The sequence below is a fragment of the Longicatena sp. genome (genome assembly GCF_982403165.1).
In genome coordinates this window covers 1-16,784 of sequence record NZ_CEVYEL010000052.1, presented here as the reverse complement: position 1 = coordinate 16,784, position 16,784 = coordinate 1, and the positions used below count along the sequence as shown (strand labels likewise).

Annotated in this window: 14 protein-coding genes; all 14 read left to right on the top strand. The window is 33.2% G+C overall.

What is annotated here, in order from left to right:
• Window positions 1-29: 29 nt before the first annotated feature.
• The 14 genes from AC1VS3_RS10460 (at window position 30) to AC1VS3_RS10395 (ending at window position 16,751) form a co-directional block, all read left to right on the top strand.
• Complete coding sequence (locus AC1VS3_RS10460; RefSeq protein WP_008690242.1) at window positions 30-425, top strand: hypothetical protein; 396 nt, start codon at window positions 30-32, stop codon at window positions 423-425.
• A gap of 119 nt (window positions 426-544) precedes the next feature.
• Window positions 545-679 (top strand): 50S ribosomal protein L34, encoded by a 135-nt coding sequence (gene rpmH / locus AC1VS3_RS10455; protein ID WP_008977969.1) that lies wholly within the window; start codon window positions 545-547, stop codon window positions 677-679.
• Window positions 680-732: 53 nt separating this feature from the next.
• The gene (gene rnpA / locus AC1VS3_RS10450) at window positions 733-1,059 is read left to right on the top strand and encodes a ribonuclease P protein component (RefSeq protein WP_008690243.1); all 327 of its coding nucleotides are present in this window, start codon (window positions 733-735) and stop codon (window positions 1,057-1,059) included.
• Window positions 1,060-1,089: 30 nt separating this feature from the next.
• Entirely contained in the window at window positions 1,090-2,079 is a 990-nt protein-coding gene (locus AC1VS3_RS10445; RefSeq protein ID WP_481275641.1) for a YidC/Oxa1 family membrane protein insertase, read from the top strand.
• Window positions 2,080-2,093: 14 nt separating this feature from the next.
• The gene (gene jag, locus AC1VS3_RS10440) at window positions 2,094-2,708 is read left to right on the top strand and encodes an RNA-binding cell elongation regulator Jag/EloR (protein WP_008690249.1); all 615 of its coding nucleotides are present in this window, start codon (window positions 2,094-2,096) and stop codon (window positions 2,706-2,708) included.
• A 424-nt stretch (window positions 2,709-3,132) separates the two neighbouring features.
• The gene (locus tag AC1VS3_RS10435) at window positions 3,133-5,223 is read left to right on the top strand and encodes a GGDEF domain-containing protein (RefSeq protein ID WP_008690250.1); all 2,091 of its coding nucleotides are present in this window, start codon (window positions 3,133-3,135) and stop codon (window positions 5,221-5,223) included.
• A gap of 58 nt (window positions 5,224-5,281) precedes the next feature.
• Window positions 5,282-5,842: an aminoacyl-tRNA hydrolase gene (gene pth / locus AC1VS3_RS10430; protein ID WP_008690251.1), complete on the top strand. Its 561-nt coding sequence runs from the start codon at window positions 5,282-5,284 to the stop codon at window positions 5,840-5,842.
• Between the two features lie 41 nt (window positions 5,843-5,883).
• Window positions 5,884-9,333 carry a transcription-repair coupling factor gene (gene mfd / locus AC1VS3_RS10425; protein ID WP_017144730.1) on the top strand — a complete coding sequence of 1,150 codons (3,450 nt, stop codon included), beginning with the start codon at window positions 5,884-5,886 and terminating at the stop codon, window positions 9,331-9,333.
• 181 nt (window positions 9,334-9,514) lie between these two features.
• On the top strand, window positions 9,515-10,366 hold the full coding sequence (locus AC1VS3_RS10420) for a hypothetical protein (protein ID WP_008690253.1): 852 nt from the start codon (window positions 9,515-9,517) through the stop codon (window positions 10,364-10,366).
• 268 nt (window positions 10,367-10,634) lie between these two features.
• Window positions 10,635-11,813 carry a methionine adenosyltransferase gene (gene metK / locus AC1VS3_RS10415; RefSeq protein WP_008690254.1) on the top strand — a complete coding sequence of 393 codons (1,179 nt, stop codon included), beginning with the start codon at window positions 10,635-10,637 and terminating at the stop codon, window positions 11,811-11,813.
• Window positions 11,814-12,109: 296 nt separating this feature from the next.
• Entirely contained in the window at window positions 12,110-12,778 is a 669-nt protein-coding gene (locus AC1VS3_RS10410) for a response regulator transcription factor (protein WP_026006745.1), read from the top strand.
• Window positions 12,779-12,822: 44 nt separating this feature from the next.
• Window positions 12,823-13,734, top strand: coding sequence for a sensor histidine kinase (locus tag AC1VS3_RS10405; protein ID WP_481275640.1), 912 nt, complete (start codon window positions 12,823-12,825; stop codon window positions 13,732-13,734).
• 280 nt (window positions 13,735-14,014) lie between these two features.
• On the top strand, window positions 14,015-14,782 hold the full coding sequence (locus AC1VS3_RS10400; RefSeq protein WP_008690257.1) for an ABC transporter ATP-binding protein: 768 nt from the start codon (window positions 14,015-14,017) through the stop codon (window positions 14,780-14,782).
• Entirely contained in the window at window positions 14,772-16,751 is a 1,980-nt protein-coding gene (locus AC1VS3_RS10395) for an FtsX-like permease family protein (RefSeq protein WP_008690258.1), read from the top strand. Before AC1VS3_RS10400 ends, AC1VS3_RS10395 begins: the two co-directional genes overlap by 11 nt.
• Window positions 16,752-16,784: the final 33 nt, after the last annotated feature.

Sequence of the window (16,784 nt, the reverse complement as noted above, 5' to 3'; positions counted from 1 at the left end):
ATATAAATTAATAAGAAAGCAGGTTTTTTATGAATACAATAGGAAATATAGTAAAAGAAAAATTACAGAATTATGAAGAAAAGCTAAAGGCCAGCAATCGTCGTAGTTTATCTAGAATATGCAATTGTACAGAAGGAGCTTTTTTATTGGCCATGACAATCTATGTGGTTGGCAATATGAATGCTTGGACAATTTTAATGTTGGCAATCTGTGTCTTTTTAATATTTAGAATCATACATATCTATATAACGATAACAAGCTCATTGGATATTAGATTATTATATTTTGGAATGATTTTTTGTGAAATTGTGCTTTCCGGAATAGGTTTCTTTTATACACCAATCCTTCTATTTTTAGGTTTGATATTCGCTATGTTAATCGGATTTCCTTTTTTATTCCATAAACTTTCTTTATTGAAAAACTAAAAAAAGAAATACGAATTTTCATTTATTTTAAACTTTTATTGACTTTGATAATGAATTTATGTATAATTTCTTAGCAATGCTCAATTTGTATAAAGAAAAAAGAAGTGGAGGTGGCTCTTGTGAAAAGAACATATCAACCGAGCAAAAGAAAACACCAGAAAACTCATGGATTCAGAGCCAGAATGGCTACTGTTGGAGGACGTAAGGTTTTAGCACGTCGTCGTAGTAAAGGTAGAAAAGTGTTGTCAGCTTAAAAAATCACCTTCGGGTGATTTTTTTGTAGTAAGGTCTGAAAAGGAGCAACGATATGAAAAAAGAATTTCGTGTAAAAGATACGCGAGAGTTTGCGGAAATCATGAATTATAAGAAGTTCTATACATGTCCTTCCTTTGTTATTTATGTAAAACCTAGAAAAGAAGATCATGCGCGTGTAGGAATTTCCGTTGGAAAAAAGATGGGAAAAGCTGTTATACGTAATAAAATTAAGCGGCAAGTACGCAGCATGGTACAAGATATTTATACATTTGATGAGAATTTTGATACGATTATTCTTGTTCGAGTGAAATATCATGAAGAAAATTATATAAACAACAAAAAACTCTTGGAAAGATTGATTAAAAAAGTTAAAATATAAAGGTAGGCAACTTTAGCGAGGAGAAATGAAATGAAAGATTTTTTTAAACAAAAAAAGAAATTGCTTCTTGTTGTAATGCTGATGGTGGTAACGCTCACAGGATGTAGCGTACCGCGTGGTCAGAATGGTAAGACTTATGTGGACTCCATTATTACAATTAAAGAAGAAACCGTAGCAAGGAAGAATGTAGATTTTGAAAAGGGATCAAAAGCAGAAAAGCTGTATAAAGACTTAAAACCGGATGAAAGAATTACCATCAAGCCAACAACTTTCTCAGATGCGATGGATGAAGGTTGGTTCCATGGTATTATCGTATATCCAATTGCACAGCTGATCAACTGGGTAGCAAACTTTACGGATGCCGGTATTGGTATCATCGCAGCAACCTTTTTGATTCAGTTATTAATTTTCCTGTTTTCTATTAAATCACAGGTCGCAAATCAGCGCATGCAGGCATTACAGCCAGAAATGCAAAAAATCCAGGCAAAGTATGCCGGTCGTACAGATGATCGTTCCAAAATGGCGCAAGCACAGGAAATGCAGGCTTTATATTCTAAATATAAAATTAATCCATTTGGAACTTTATTAATCACTTTTATTCAGTTCCCTGTTATTTTGGGTATGTATCAGGCAACAATGCGTGCTTACAGTGTAGTAACTGGTAGTTTTGCCGGTATCAATCTTGCAAAAACACCAATTGAAGGTTTAAAAGAAGGAAAGATTGCTTTTGGCGTTATCTTCATCTTGATGGTTCTGTTCCAACTTCTTTCCTTTAAAATGCCACAATGGTTACAGGAACATCGAAAAAAGAAACAACATGTAAAAGAAAAGAAATATGCAGAACCTAAGAAACAGCCGGGTATGATGGGCTCAATGAATATGATGATGTATATGAGTACAGCAATGATTGCCATATTCGCTATCAACTGGCCATTAGGTATGTCATTCTACTGGTTGGTAAATTCCATTGTCAGAGTAGGACAGAACTTATTGATTCATAAATGCTTTATCAAAGATTAGGAGGCATACGTTCAATGAAAACATATACTGGAAAAAACTTGGAAGATGCTATTCAAAATGCAGCAAACGATAAACAAGTGACAGCAGAGGAACTTACTTATACCGTTATTGAGGAAACTAGTGGTTTTCTGGGATTAGGAAGTAAAGTAACGATTAGTGCTTATTGCAAAAATGATATCATGGATTTTATGAAGGATTATCTGCAAACTTATTTTGATGGAATTCAAATGGAAGCAACCATTGAAGTAAGTGAAGATAATGATTTCTATCATGTAGATTTGGATGCTGAAAACAATGCTATCTTAATTGGTAAAAATGGGCAAACACTGCAATCTATGAATGCTGTATTGAAATCTGCAGTATCCAGTGAATTTAAAAAACGTATCCGTGTTCTCATTGACATCAATGGATATAAAGAAGAAAAATACCAAAAAGTATGTTCTTTAGCATTGCGTGTAGCAAAAAGTGTACAGCGCAGCAAAACAGATGCTATCTTAGATCCTATGCCAGCTGATGAGCGTAAAGCTATTCATAACTATTTGACGAATATGCGTAATATCTCCACGGTAAGTGAAGGGGAAGGTAATCAAAGACGATTAAAAATCGTATATGACCCTGAAAAACAATAAAAAACTATTAGAAAGTCTGTGAAAAGCAGACTTTTCTTTTTGCACAATAAGAAATTCTTGTTAGTAAGATGTCTTCATTTATTTGATATGAAAGGTACATGTTATTTACTGATTAGTTATAGGATGGAGAACCTTTAGCTAATTGTAAATCACGAGTATGTAATGTGCTAGATAATTTTTTATTTAAAATGCTAAATGAATTTCGAAAAAGATATTTGTTAATCTATCGTAAATAGGAAAGTAAGAAGACTGTTTTTATTTATGGTGGTATAAAAAAGAAATTTAAAAAGTTCTAAATAGTGTATATTACGGAAGGTTTATAATTTTTATATCTTATATTTATCACATATAAGTAAATTTTCTAAGATTCCATATACTGCTCAAAATATTTATGCTAAAATAGCGATAAAGGAAGATGAGCACAATGACAGAAACAATCTTTGAAACTTTATTGAAAGAGATGGAAGAACAACAAAAACTACATCATCTGCCAATTGTAGAGAAAAAGGCGAAGCAATTATTAAAATTAGCTGAAAAAGAGCAAAATCATTATTATGAAAGTATTGCCTGGTATTTTATATCTTTATTATCTTTTTATAATGAAGATAAACAAAAAGCTATGAAAGCATGCGGTCAAGGTTTAAAACTATGTGAATCAGCGGATAATGTACGCTATGAAATACGTTTAATGAATCTTGCCGGCATTTTATATGCAGATAGTAGTAATGAATTAACAGCGCTTCATCATTTTATTAATGCTTATTTCCTGTCAAAAGAACATCCGGAATATGGATTCATGCAATTGATTTTAAAAAATATGGGAACATTATTTTTTAGTATCGGTATGTATCAGGAAGCTTTGCAATACTATACAGAAGCATTTGACTATATGTTGCTCGATAAGTTTGAAAAGGGAGATTTACAAATTGTTATTTCTCATATCATGTTTACACTTGCCAGAATGAATGAGCAGGAAGAAGTAAGGATTTGGAAAAAGAAATATGACGAATTAGATAATGAATTAGCTAAAATACCAGAAGAATATGTACTTAGTGAACTATATCTGGATGTCTGTGCGCATACTACATCAAAGGTGCCTGAAAAAATGGAGCAGGTATTAAAAAATTTATATCAGGAAGAGGACTATTCCCATATTAAAAACTGTATGTTTTTTATGCTTGAAATGAGTTTGCATATGAAAAATGATTCGCTGTTTATTAAATTATATCAAACAGCAAAGAAATTATTTAAAGATATGAAAAATCCATATTTTGAAGAAGAACTTTCACAAATCTATATACAATATCTTAAAGAATTTCATAAAGATAATTTAAAAGATGAAATTTATCAACATTACGAAATATATCAAAAAGCTCAATCTTTTAATTTAGAGAATCGTAAGATCAGTATGAAAGTTAAAATGGATTTAGAAAATACGTTGTATAAACAACGTAAAATCATTGAAAACAATCAGAAACTTATGCAGTACACGCAATTAGATGACTTTACCGGCGTTTTGAAAAAAACAGCTTTCCGCAAACAGACGATAGAAAAACTTCAGCGTCGAAATAAGAATCAGAAAGCATTTTTCTTGATGATGGATATAGATAATTTTAAACATATCAATGACAGTTATGGACATATGATCGGTGATCGTGTCATAAAAGAAATAGTAGCAATCATTAAAAATAATGTTGATCAAAATACCCTTATAGGAAGAGTAGGCGGTGATGAATTTGCCATTTATGCAGATCATGTATATGAATTATATAAGATAGAAAATTGTGTAGAAAAGATAAAAAATGATGTACAAGATATTAAAATTAGAAATGTTAAAAAAAGAATAAGTATCAGTATAGGAATATGTGAAGCATCGGATGATGATTCATATGATATTATTTATAAAAAAGCAGATCATGCATTGTATGAGGCAAAATTGAGTGGAAGAAATCAATATGTAGTTTATGAAGAAGATAACGTTCAGGAAGAAAGCTTATTACCAATGCATAGTAATGAATTTTCTAAATTATCGATCTCTGCAGTTCTTCCAAAGGTATTTATGATTTTAAATACGGAAAAGAAAAGCAATACGATTTTAGACAGAGCCATTTGTTATATAGGGAGAACCTTACATATAGAAGACTTATTTTTACTTTATTTTATAGACCGAAAAAAAGAACAAGGGTATTTAAAAGTGTTTAACTTAAATGATAAAAGTATTCGCAGTCAAGCCATTTACCATATAGAGGAAGGGTATTTTAACGAATTTGATGAAACAGGTTTATTTCAAAATCATGATCTGAATCATTGTGATTTTCCATATGAAACAAAGTATAAAGAAAATCATATCATGTCTACCATACAGAAAAAAATTGAATATGATGGTCATTTTTATGGTATTGTGGGTATGAATAAAAAGAGTCGTCAAGTTTGGAATATAAAAGATGTTCTCTTAATTGAAAATATGGCCTGTGCATTTTCTACATATTTTGAAAGTTGGCGAAAACAGGATTGATTTCCTGTTTTTCTATGGAATTTTCATGTATAATAAGAAAGCTGATTGAGGTGATAAAATGAAATTAATAGCCGGTTTAGGAAATCCAGGGAAAGAATATGAAAATACAAGACACAACTCAGGTTTTTGTGTCATGGATGCGATTGCTAAGGAATTGCATGTTGATATCACACAAAAGAAATTTAAATCACTCATTTGTATGACAAGAATACAAGGAGAACAAGTATTATTAATGAAACCGCAAACCTATATGAATAATTCTGGGGAAGCTATTATTGAGGCTGTCAAGTTTTATCATATTGATGTAAAAGACATTTTGATTATTTATGATGATTTAGATTTGCCTGTTGGAAAGATACGATTACGTGAAAAAGGAAGTGCAGGTGGTCAAAATGGTATGAAAAACATTATTGCACATTTGCATACACAAGAGTTTAAAAGAATTCGCGTAGGGATCGGAAAGGATTCACGAGTACCTGTCATTGATTGGGTATTAGGGAAAATCAGAAAAGAAGATCGTGAAGATTATGAAAAAGCAATAGCACTGGCAAAGGATGCAGCTATTTATAGCGTTACGCATACCTTTATGGATACGATGAGCCATTTTAATGTGAAATAAAGCTTTTTCATGATAATACATGCAGAAAATAAGGTGATAAAGTGAAAATACTTCTTCAGGAATTCATGCAGAATGCAGCGGTTACTTCCATTGTTGAAGGTAAAAGTCAGCTGGGTAATTTATCATTAAGTGAAGAAGCCCTGCTGTTAGCAGCGGCATATCGCAAAAAACCGCAAAGTATGTTTATTATTAAGAATAACGCATATACGGCACAAAAACTCTATGATCGCTTAGAATGTCTATTAGAGGATGATGTGCTGCTTTTCAGCGTGGAAGAATCATTACGGGTGGAAGCTATTGCTGCTTCACCGGAAAGCAAAGCAGCACAGATGGAAACAATGGCAAAGCTTTTAGATAAGCATCCTTATATTTGCGTCATGAATGCAGCGGCTGCGATTCGTTTTCAACCATCTGTAGATATTTTTCAACAACACTTTATTCATATTCGGCAAGATGATGTGTTGGATTATGAACAACTGAAACAACTGTTATTTGAAGCTGGCTATGCCTATGTAAATCGTGTTGATCAACCATTATGTTATGCGGCAAGAGGTGGTATCATCGATGTATATTCGATGAATTATGAGCATCCGATTCGTATAGAATTTTTTGATAATCTTGTCGAAAGTGTACGATTTTTCGATATTTCCACGCAAAGAACAATTGAACTGATAAAAGAAGTGACAATCATTCCTGCTAATAATCTTTTGTTTACGGATGAAGAAATCGGTTGTATCGTTGAACGTGCAAACCAAGAATTAGCTATACAGCAGAAACAGTTATCATTATCTTTTCGTGATCAGTTGATATCACAAGTGAATGAAGATTTAGACTTATTGGCAAATCGACATGCAGAAAATCATTTATATCGTTATTATGCGTTTCTTGATCAGGCAAATACGATTTGCGATTATGTGAAAGATGCTAGTATTGTTGTTTCTAGTAAGGAAGAAGTTAACGATACAATCCGTCATCTACAGGAAGAAAATATTGCCTATTTACAAGAATTATTTCAAGAAGGAAGTGCTTTGTATAAGTTTGGTGTATTTGAAGATTTATCCAAAATATTAGGCAAACATAAAGTTATTGAATTTGGCATGTTTGTGGATTATAAAAAACCGATTACATCACAAATCATGAGCATGTCATTAGGTGATATTAATTTAGAACGGACTATCCAGGAAATCATTTCAGCATCGCATCGTCACAGAGTTTTATTATGTTTAGATCATCATGAGATTTCACAAGTCCGTAAACTGCTTGAAGAACAGCATGTAGCTACACGCATCGTTCATGAGGATGATGTATTAACTGAAGGCGTCTCTATTTTAGAGAAGAAAATGGTTGAAGGATTCAGCTGTTTAACAGAAGGAATCAGCGTTTACACGAGCAAGGAATTATTTCATAAATCCCGTAAATCCACGCGTTATTCCAATAAGTTTAAAGAAGCTGAAGTTTTGCATGATTATCAAGAACTGCATATCGGAGATTATGTCGTACATAATCAGCATGGTATTGGTAAATATTTAGGTATCGTCAATAAAGAGGTAGATGGTATCCACAAGGATTTTTTGCATATTGCCTATAAAGGTGATGATGTTTTATTAGTACCATTAGAGCAATTTCAATTGATTCGTAAATTCGTATCAAAAGAAGGAGCAGCTCCTAAACTAAATAAATTAGGCAGTGGTGAATGGGAAAAGACGAAGAAAAAAGTCAGTGCAAAAATAGCAGAATTAGCAGATCGTTTAATTCATTTATATGCCAATCGTGATGAGCATATCGGGCATGCATTCGCAAAAGATACGGCGATGCAAAAAGAATTTGAAGATGATTTTGATTATGAATTAACAATTGATCAGGCAAAAGCAGTAAAAGAGATAAAAAGTGATATGGAATCCAGTAAGCCAATGGATCGATTGTTATGTGGAGATGTCGGATTTGGCAAGACAGAAGTTGCCGCAAGAGCTGCTTTTAAAGCAGTGAGTGATAATAAACAGGTTGCCTTTCTATGTCCGACAACCATTTTATCTTTACAACATTTTAAAACTTTTCAACATCGTTTTCGCAATTTTCCAGTAAATATTGCGGTCGTAAATCGCTTTATTAAACCACAGGATCAAAAACAGATCATCAAAGATCTAAAAGAAGGTAATCTGGATATCCTGATTGGAACACATCGTTTATTATCTAAGGATATACAATTTAAAGATCTTGGATTATTAGTGATTGATGAGGAACAGCGTTTCGGTGTAGAACATAAAGAAAAGATAAAAGAGTTAAAAAACAGTGTTGATGTTTTATCACTTAGTGCTACACCAATTCCAAGAACATTGCAAATGTCTTTGATAGGCATACGTTCACTTTCACAATTAGAGACACCACCATTAAACCGCATGCCGGTACAGACATATGTAATTGAGAAAAATTTTTCAATGATCAAGGAAATTATTCAAAGAGAACTGGCACGCAATGGGCAGGTTTTCTATCTTTATAACAATGTGAAAGAGATTTATAATGTCGCAAGAAAATTACGAGAAGCATTACCGGATGTGGAAATTGGTGTCGCTCATGGACAAATGAGCCGTGATGATATTGAAGATGTCATGATGCAATTTACGGATAATCAATATCAGGTATTGGTTTGCACGACGATTATTGAAACAGGGATTGATATACCAAATGCGAATACCATTCTCATTGAAGATGCTGACCATTTTGGTTTAAGTCAGTTATATCAAATAAAAGGAAGAGTTGGTAGAAGTGATCGTTTGGCATATGCGTATTTGATGTATTCTCCGCAGCGTCAGTTGAGTGAAGTAGCAATGAAACGACTCAAGTCAATCAAAGAATTTACACAACTTGGCAGCGGATATAAGATTGCCATGCGGGATTTAACGATTCGTGGTGCCGGGGATATGTTAGGTCCTCAACAAGCTGGTTTTATTGATACGGTAGGTATTGATATGTATATCGAGATGTTGAATAGTGCGATTATGGAGAAAAAAGGCATTAAAAAAGTTGAAAAGCCGGTTATGAAAAAAGCAAACATAAAAGTAGATGCCTATATACCAGGACAGTTTGCCAATGAGGATTATGAGAAAATTACATTGTATCAGCGTATTGAAAAGATAGAAACGAAACAAGAATTAAAGGCAATGTTAGAAGAGATTAAGGATAATTATGGAAAATTACCTAAGGCGGTTCAGTTATTGTTTGAAAAGAAACGTTTGGATATTCTCATAAATGAACCTTATGTAGAGAATTTTCAGGAACAGCCAAAAAGAATTAGTATGTCATTTACCGAAACCTGGTCAAATGCAATTGATGGTGTGAAATTATTTGAATTCATGACGTGTATTTCTAAGGATATTCAATTACGGTATGTCAATCGTAAAATCACTTTGCAATTTGCAAAGCGAAAAGATTGGTTGATTACGGTTATTGAAATTTTAGAGAGTTGTGAAAAACTTGAAAGAAAAGAAGCTTAATGATACATCCACCTTTGTGATGAAGGTGGGTGTTTTCTTTTTTGAACGTTTTATTGAAACTGTTTATAAAAAAGAAACAAACAATGAAAAATGAAATGGTTTTAAGAAAATTATACACATAAAAATGTAACTTATATCAAAAAGAATGCTATACTTTAAGTAAGAAAAGAGGGATGTTGTTATGAAAAAAACGAGTCGCGTATGCTGTGCAATCTTATGTTTCTTTTTATTAACTGCTTGTTCATCCAATGATAAAACAAAGCAGCCATCAAATGCCACAAAAGTAAAAGAACAAACAACACTCAGTAATGAAACAAAAGAACTATTCACTTATTTGGATGCAACTTTAAAAGCAAAAAGTTTGCATTTGCAATCACAACAAGATTATGAAAGAGATCAACGCTATTATCAAAATAATACGGAAATTAAAAAAGATGGGAATGGTGGAAGTGTGATTTCCACTGGTGATATCGATAATGCAAATCCAAAGCAAGCACATTATATGGTGAAACAAATAACAGAAGATAGTACCGTGGTATATGGTGAAGAAAATGGTTATATGTATAACTATCTGAAACAAGAAAATGGTACCTACAACTTAAGTCAAAAAGAAGCAACGACATCATCAGATATTGAAAATAGTTTTTTATATTATTATTTGAACTATGATTTATTAAAACTTACACAACAAAGTTTTACATGTGTAAAAGATAAGGAAGGTAATGATATCTTATATACATTGACGATAAAAGATCCTGATTCTTACATAAAAATTTATAATCAAAAAAATAAAGAGGATAAAATAGAGAATGCCGATATCTCAAAACTTCATTCTTATAAACTTGTATTCTGTATTCGTGATGATTTGGTTAAATCTATAACAAGTGATATGGATTATGAAATCAGTATTCCACAAAAGGAAGATAATACCGAGTATGATACGTATGTTGAGCAGACAAAATTGCATCATTATACGGAATTCAGTAAAATTAATGAAACAGTGAAGATTCATCTGGAAAATTTCAAAGGTTAAACAGTGTTTTAAGAGAATGTTTGAAATGCCCTTTGTTAATTAGTTGTTCAATTAACGAGGTTTATGTCATTGCATTCTCTTTTTATATATGAATCATGTTATAGTTAACGCTTTTTAACCATAACCAGCTTATCCAATACACTCTTATCTGCATGTGTCAAGATGTAGAGAATCAGCTTTGAAGAAAGATGGAGTAAACCTTGTTTCATAAATAAAAATGCGTTACAATAAAAGAGCTGAAAAAGATAATAAAAAGAGAGGAATACATATGTTAAATAAACAGTTTTTCACTTCTGAATCGGTAACAGAAGGACATCCTGATAAAATCTGTGATCAAATCAGTGACGCGGTGTTAGATGCTATCATTGAACAAGATCCCAATGCGCGTGTAGCATGTGAAACCTGCTGTACGACTGGTATGGTCATGATCATGGGTGAAATTTCGACAAACTGCTATGTCGATATTCCAAGTATTGCACGTAATGTAGTACTGGAAATCGGCTATGACAGAGCAAAATATGGTTTTGATGGTACAACTTGTTCCGTATTAACTTCGATTGATGAGCAATCCAGTGATATCGCTATGGGTGTTGATCATTCTTTAGAAACAAAAGAAGGTAAGGAAGAAGATAATAATGGTGCTGGTGATCAGGGAATGATGTTTGGTTATGCTTGTGATGAAACACCAGAATTGATGCCATTATCAATTTCTTTGGCTCATCGTTTAGCAAAACAACTGACTGCAGTCAGAAAAGATGGTACATTGGATTATCTTCGCCCAGATGGTAAGACGCAGGTTACGATTGAATATGAAAATGATGTTCCGAAACGTGTAGATACAATTGTTATTTCAACGCAACATTCGGATACAGTAGAGTTGGAAACCATTCGCAAGGACCTGAAAAAATATGTTATTGATGTTATTATTGATCCGACAATGATGGATGAAAATACGAAAATTTATATCAATCCAACAGGTCGTTTTGTAATTGGTGGTCCTCAGGGTGATAGTGGGTTGACTGGCCGCAAGATTATTGTAGATACATATGGTGGAATGGCACGTCATGGCGGCGGTGCTTTCTCTGGTAAAGATCCAACGAAGGTAGACCGTAGTGCTGCTTATGCTAGCCGTTATGTGGCAAAAAATATTGTAGCTGCAGGACTTGCAAAACGTTGTGAAGTACAATTGGCATATGCCATCGGTATTGCTCATCCCGTGAGTGTTTTGGTTGATACATTTGGCACTGGTAGATTACCTGATGAAGAAATTGCTGAAATTGTGCAAAAAGAATTTGATTTGCGTCCTACCAGCATCATTAAGACATTAGATTTGCGTAAACCTATTTATCGCAAATTAGCTGCGTACGGGCATATGGGTAGAGAAGATTTGGGTGTGAAATGGGAAGATACGACACCTGCGGAATCATTAAAAAAATATTTGAGATAAAGAAAACGTAGTAATTCAGTTTTCGCAACGCTAGTTTTATAAATCATTCGCCCTTACTATCCTATGGATAGGAGGGCTTTTTTCTGACATCTGTGTAAGGTTAGAGCGTTTTTCGATGAAGTTGTGTATAATTAAGAGGAGAAGAAAACAAGAAGCTTTCACTTGTGCATTAGATGAAATGGATAAAGTACAAATTTATGGTCAGTAGGAAGATAAGCAGTAAGCGAAGATAAATAAAGAAGATACGTTGAGTTAAGATAAGTTAAAAAAGATGGTCTATGTTGGAAGGTGAAGATATGGTAAAAGTTGCGATTGTTGAAGATGATGAAATTATACTTGAAGAGTTAAGTAATTGTTTAAAGGAATGGAATTTTGAGGTCAATAAAGTAGATGTGGCAAAAGATATTTTACAACAGCTCACGACTGTAAATTGTGATATCGTATTGCTGGATGTTCATCTACCCAATATAAACGGTATCAGTGTTTGCCGTCAATTTCGAAAGTTTAGTAATGCACCGGTAATTTTTATATCCAGTGATGCAGATCGTATGAGCATGGTAAGTGCCTATGAATATGGTGGAGATGATTATATCGTTAAACCATTTGATAAGATGGTTCTCATCGCTAAATTGAATGCATTTATCAGAAGGATGCAGCAAGAAGCAGATAAGGAAGTTTTAGTATGGCGTGGTGTTGAATTAAATCTGCGAACCTATCAATTAAAATATCAAGGAAAGATGATGGAAATTACGAAGAATGAGATGAAAATATTAGAATTGTTGATGAGCAATCCACATGTAGTAATATCACGCAGTGATATGATGATGGCTTTGTGGAACAGTGATTGTTATGTAGATGATAACACCTTAAGTGTTAATGTTGGAAGATTGCGGAAAAAACTGGAAGATGTCTTTCGCATAGATGATTTTATTCATACAAAGAAAGGCACAGGTTATTATATATGAAACTACTACATGATTTATCAGGATCTGTATGTTTACTTTTAACGATGGTGATCGTACAAGTCATTTGTTTATGGACATTTGAAATAGAGAAAGAAATCATTGAATACATCTTGTTTATGGAAATCAGTATGTTATTGTGTTATATCGGTATTGCTTGGGTAAAACGAAGAGCTGAAATAAAACAATTACAAGAATGCAATCATGTCTCTTTTTTAGAAAGAAAGGCATTAACTGCTAAAGACAAAGAAATACAGCGTATCATCAAGGAATTGGAAGAGGAATATTATTCACAGAAACAATCTTATCAGAAAGAGAAAAAAGAACGGGAACAGTATTTTCAATTATGGATACATCAAATAAAGACACCCATTTTTGCTATGCATATGTTGAATGAACATATGCAGGATGAAAAAAGAAAAAAACAAATCCGTGCTGAGTTATTCAAGATCGAGCGTTATACGCAGATGGCATTGTCTTATCAGCGTATAGATGATGATTATATTATGGAAAAGTGTTGTTTACATACAATAGTACAAGAAGCATTACGAACTTATAGCACATTGTTTATTGAAAAAGGTTTGTGTCTTGATTTCTCATATGATGAGGATGATGAAATTTATACGGATCGCAAATGGTTGTGTTTTGTTATTGAGCAACTATTAGATAATGCTATAAAATATACCCAACATGGTACCATTCATGTACGTTGTAGTAAGGACGAAGTAAGCATTGAGGATGAGGGTTGCGGTATTGCTAGCGAAGATATTGTATTAATCAAACAAAAGGGATATACTGGTAAACTTGGCAGAGAGAAAAAACAAGCAACCGGCATGGGATTATATTTCGTTAAAGAAATTTGTGAACGTCTGCATATCAAATGGCAAATATCTTCACAATGGCAGCATGGTACTAAGGTATCTTTGTATCCGGTGAAGGAAAGATTAATGGATAGATAATATGGGAGCAATGTTTTTACGTAAAAAATTATGTACGATTTCTTTCTATTAAAATGAGTCTATACTACAAAGACAATGGTTTTTAGCATGATGAAAAGATTGTTAAGCAATACCTAACATGATGTTATAAACAATGATTTTAAGAAAGATTGAACGACAACGAAATCTTTGATAGAAAAGGGTGAAAAGAAAGATGACATAGATGTTAGATATCCGTCATCTTAAGTTAAGGCAGAAAATGGAAATGCTTGTTATACTTTAGATCAAGGAGGAAATATCTATGACAATATTAGCATTAGAAAATGTGCATAAAGTATATACATCTCGTTTAAAAAGTCAACATACGCATGCTTTGGACGGGGTGAGTATGGAATTAGAAAAAGGTGAATTTGTCGCTATCATGGGCGAAAGTGGTTCGGGGAAGAGTACACTGTTAAATCTATTGGCTTGTTTTGATGATACAAGTGAAGGAGCTATCTATATTCAGGATAAAAACATTGTAGCAATGAAGGAAGAAGAAAAGGCATTATATCGTAGAGAACACATCGGTTTTGTGTTTCAAGATTTTTCATTGCTTGACTCTTTAAGTGCAGAAGATAATATTTTATTACCATGCATCCTTTCTCAAAAAGATTTAAAGGAAAAGCGAAAATACTTGCAAAAGCTTTGTCATACTTTGCATATTGAAGATTTATTAAAACGTTTTCCTTATGAGTTAAGTGGAGGTCAGCAACAACGTGTGGCAATAGCAAGAGCCTTGATCAATGAACCAGATATTTTATTGGCAGATGAGCCAAGTGGCGCTTTAGACTCAAAAAGCAGCATGCAGCTATTAGAACTGCTGTGTGCATTACAAAAACAAGGACAATCGATTTTAATGGTGACACATAGCCCACTAGCAGCATCCTATGCACAACGTGTCGCTTTCCTAAAAGATGGCAAAATTATTCAAGAAATCTATAGTGGAGAAGATAATCGTGAAACTTTTTATAATCGTATCGTGCATATGCTGAGTGTTCAAGAAAGCAGGGATCTGCATGAATATTAAATATTATTTCACCTTGGCATGGAGTGATATTCGAAACATGAAGGATATTTATCTTCCTTATGGTGGAATGATGTCCATGTGTTTTTGTTTCTTATATATAATCGCATACTTAGGTACGCATGGTAATTTTTATTCCTTAACAAAAGGTTCCATTATGACGCTAGACTTACTAACATGTGGTGGTGTCATCTTATGTGTATTAATTTTTATCTTATGTTGGACGTTTTCATTGACGATACGCCGTCAGATATCCACGCGTCAGGGATTATATCGTGTGTTGGGTTTTTCCCGAAAGAATTTATTATTACTAAATGCCTGTGTGATGATAATTATCAGTGTGTTAGCACTCATTGGAGGTATGATATTCTGTATTGTATTCGGTAAGTTGCTTATCATGAGTGCAGAACGTTTTGCAAGACAAACACTGATACAAGGAATTACCGTTGATATGCGACTGATGTTATGGATAAGCTTATTTATGCTTTCTGTCGGACTTGTTTTGCTCGTTCGTGATTCAGTATATATTGTTACGCATAACCCTTTAACAATGTTACGTAAAGAAAAAATGCAAGAACAGCCAAAAGCAAAAAAATTGACAACCATATTTGGTATTGTATTTTTAGGCGTTGGTTATGGTATATCTTTATCCGTAAATGATATTGGTGATGATTTAGAAAAAATTGTTTTTGCCATTCTTCTTGTGATTTTTGGCACATATTGTGTTTTTAAAGGAACAGGGATTATGTTGTTGAAGCTGCTGCAACGAAATGAGAAACTATATTATCATAAAAAACATATGATTACCCTATCAAATCTATTATTTCGTTTGCGTAGTTATGCTGTTTCAATGGCAAGTATTACGATCTTACTGACGATGCTGATATTAACTGCATCCATGTGTATATCACTGTATACAGGGGTAGAAGATAGTGTAAAGCAACGCTTTCCTGAGTATAAATTTATCATTAATGGTATAAATGATGATCAACAGCTCCAACAAATAGTAAAGAAACATCATTTAGCAATTCAAAAAGAAGTCCAGATACCAGTAGTTCATGGTGCTATGCAAGTGGTAGTACGCAATGAAGAATTATGGATTGGAAAAGTGAATGAAACGATTAAAGAAAATGATTCGGTTCCAGCATTAACAGCTATCACATTATCTGGATATCAAAATGCGACAAATACACAAGTTCATTTAAAAAAAGATGAAGTTTTATTATTGAATCGTACATCCCATCCTATTCATACAATGAATATACGCATGGAAAATGATGATCATACCATTTCTATTATGAAGAAAAAGGTAAGATCTTCTGATGTCGATTTTGAAGTTTTCCCTACGGATTTAGTCTTAATCGTACCTGATCAACAAGCAGTTGCTTATTTAGATTATCTATTCGGGGAATATGTACACGATGATCCAGGTTATAGTACGACTTTAAGTATGTATCGCAGTATGAATTTCATTGGTAGTGAAGATAATCAAAAGGCATTAGCTGCAGACTTAAACGCAAACGAGGAAATAACAATAGAGGATTATTATACAGTTTTAGATGAAATGATGAGTGCATATGGAAGTTTTCTGTTTTTAGGCATTCTTTTCTCCATTCTCTTCATCTTCTCAATCTTTATGATCTTGTATTATCGTATGCATGAAGATTTACGCGAGCATGAACATGAGTACAGTATTTTATATCGTATTGGATTAACGAAGAGAGAGTTGAGTTTAGAGTCGGCAAGAGAGAACAGATGGCTGATCTTAGCACCTCCTATATTAGCAATCTTACATTGTCTTATGGCTTATCCGGCTTTTCACCTTTTTGCAAGTTTATTTGGTTTTGGAAAGAATGGTTTTTCGTTTATGCTGATGGGTGAAGGATGTTTGGTCGTTTTATTTGTTTTTATTGTTTATATGTTACTGTTGCAGATGTTAATAAAGAAAAAAATTATGACAAGAAAGGTTTAAGTAGAAATTGTTTGTGAGAAGCGTGTTATAAGT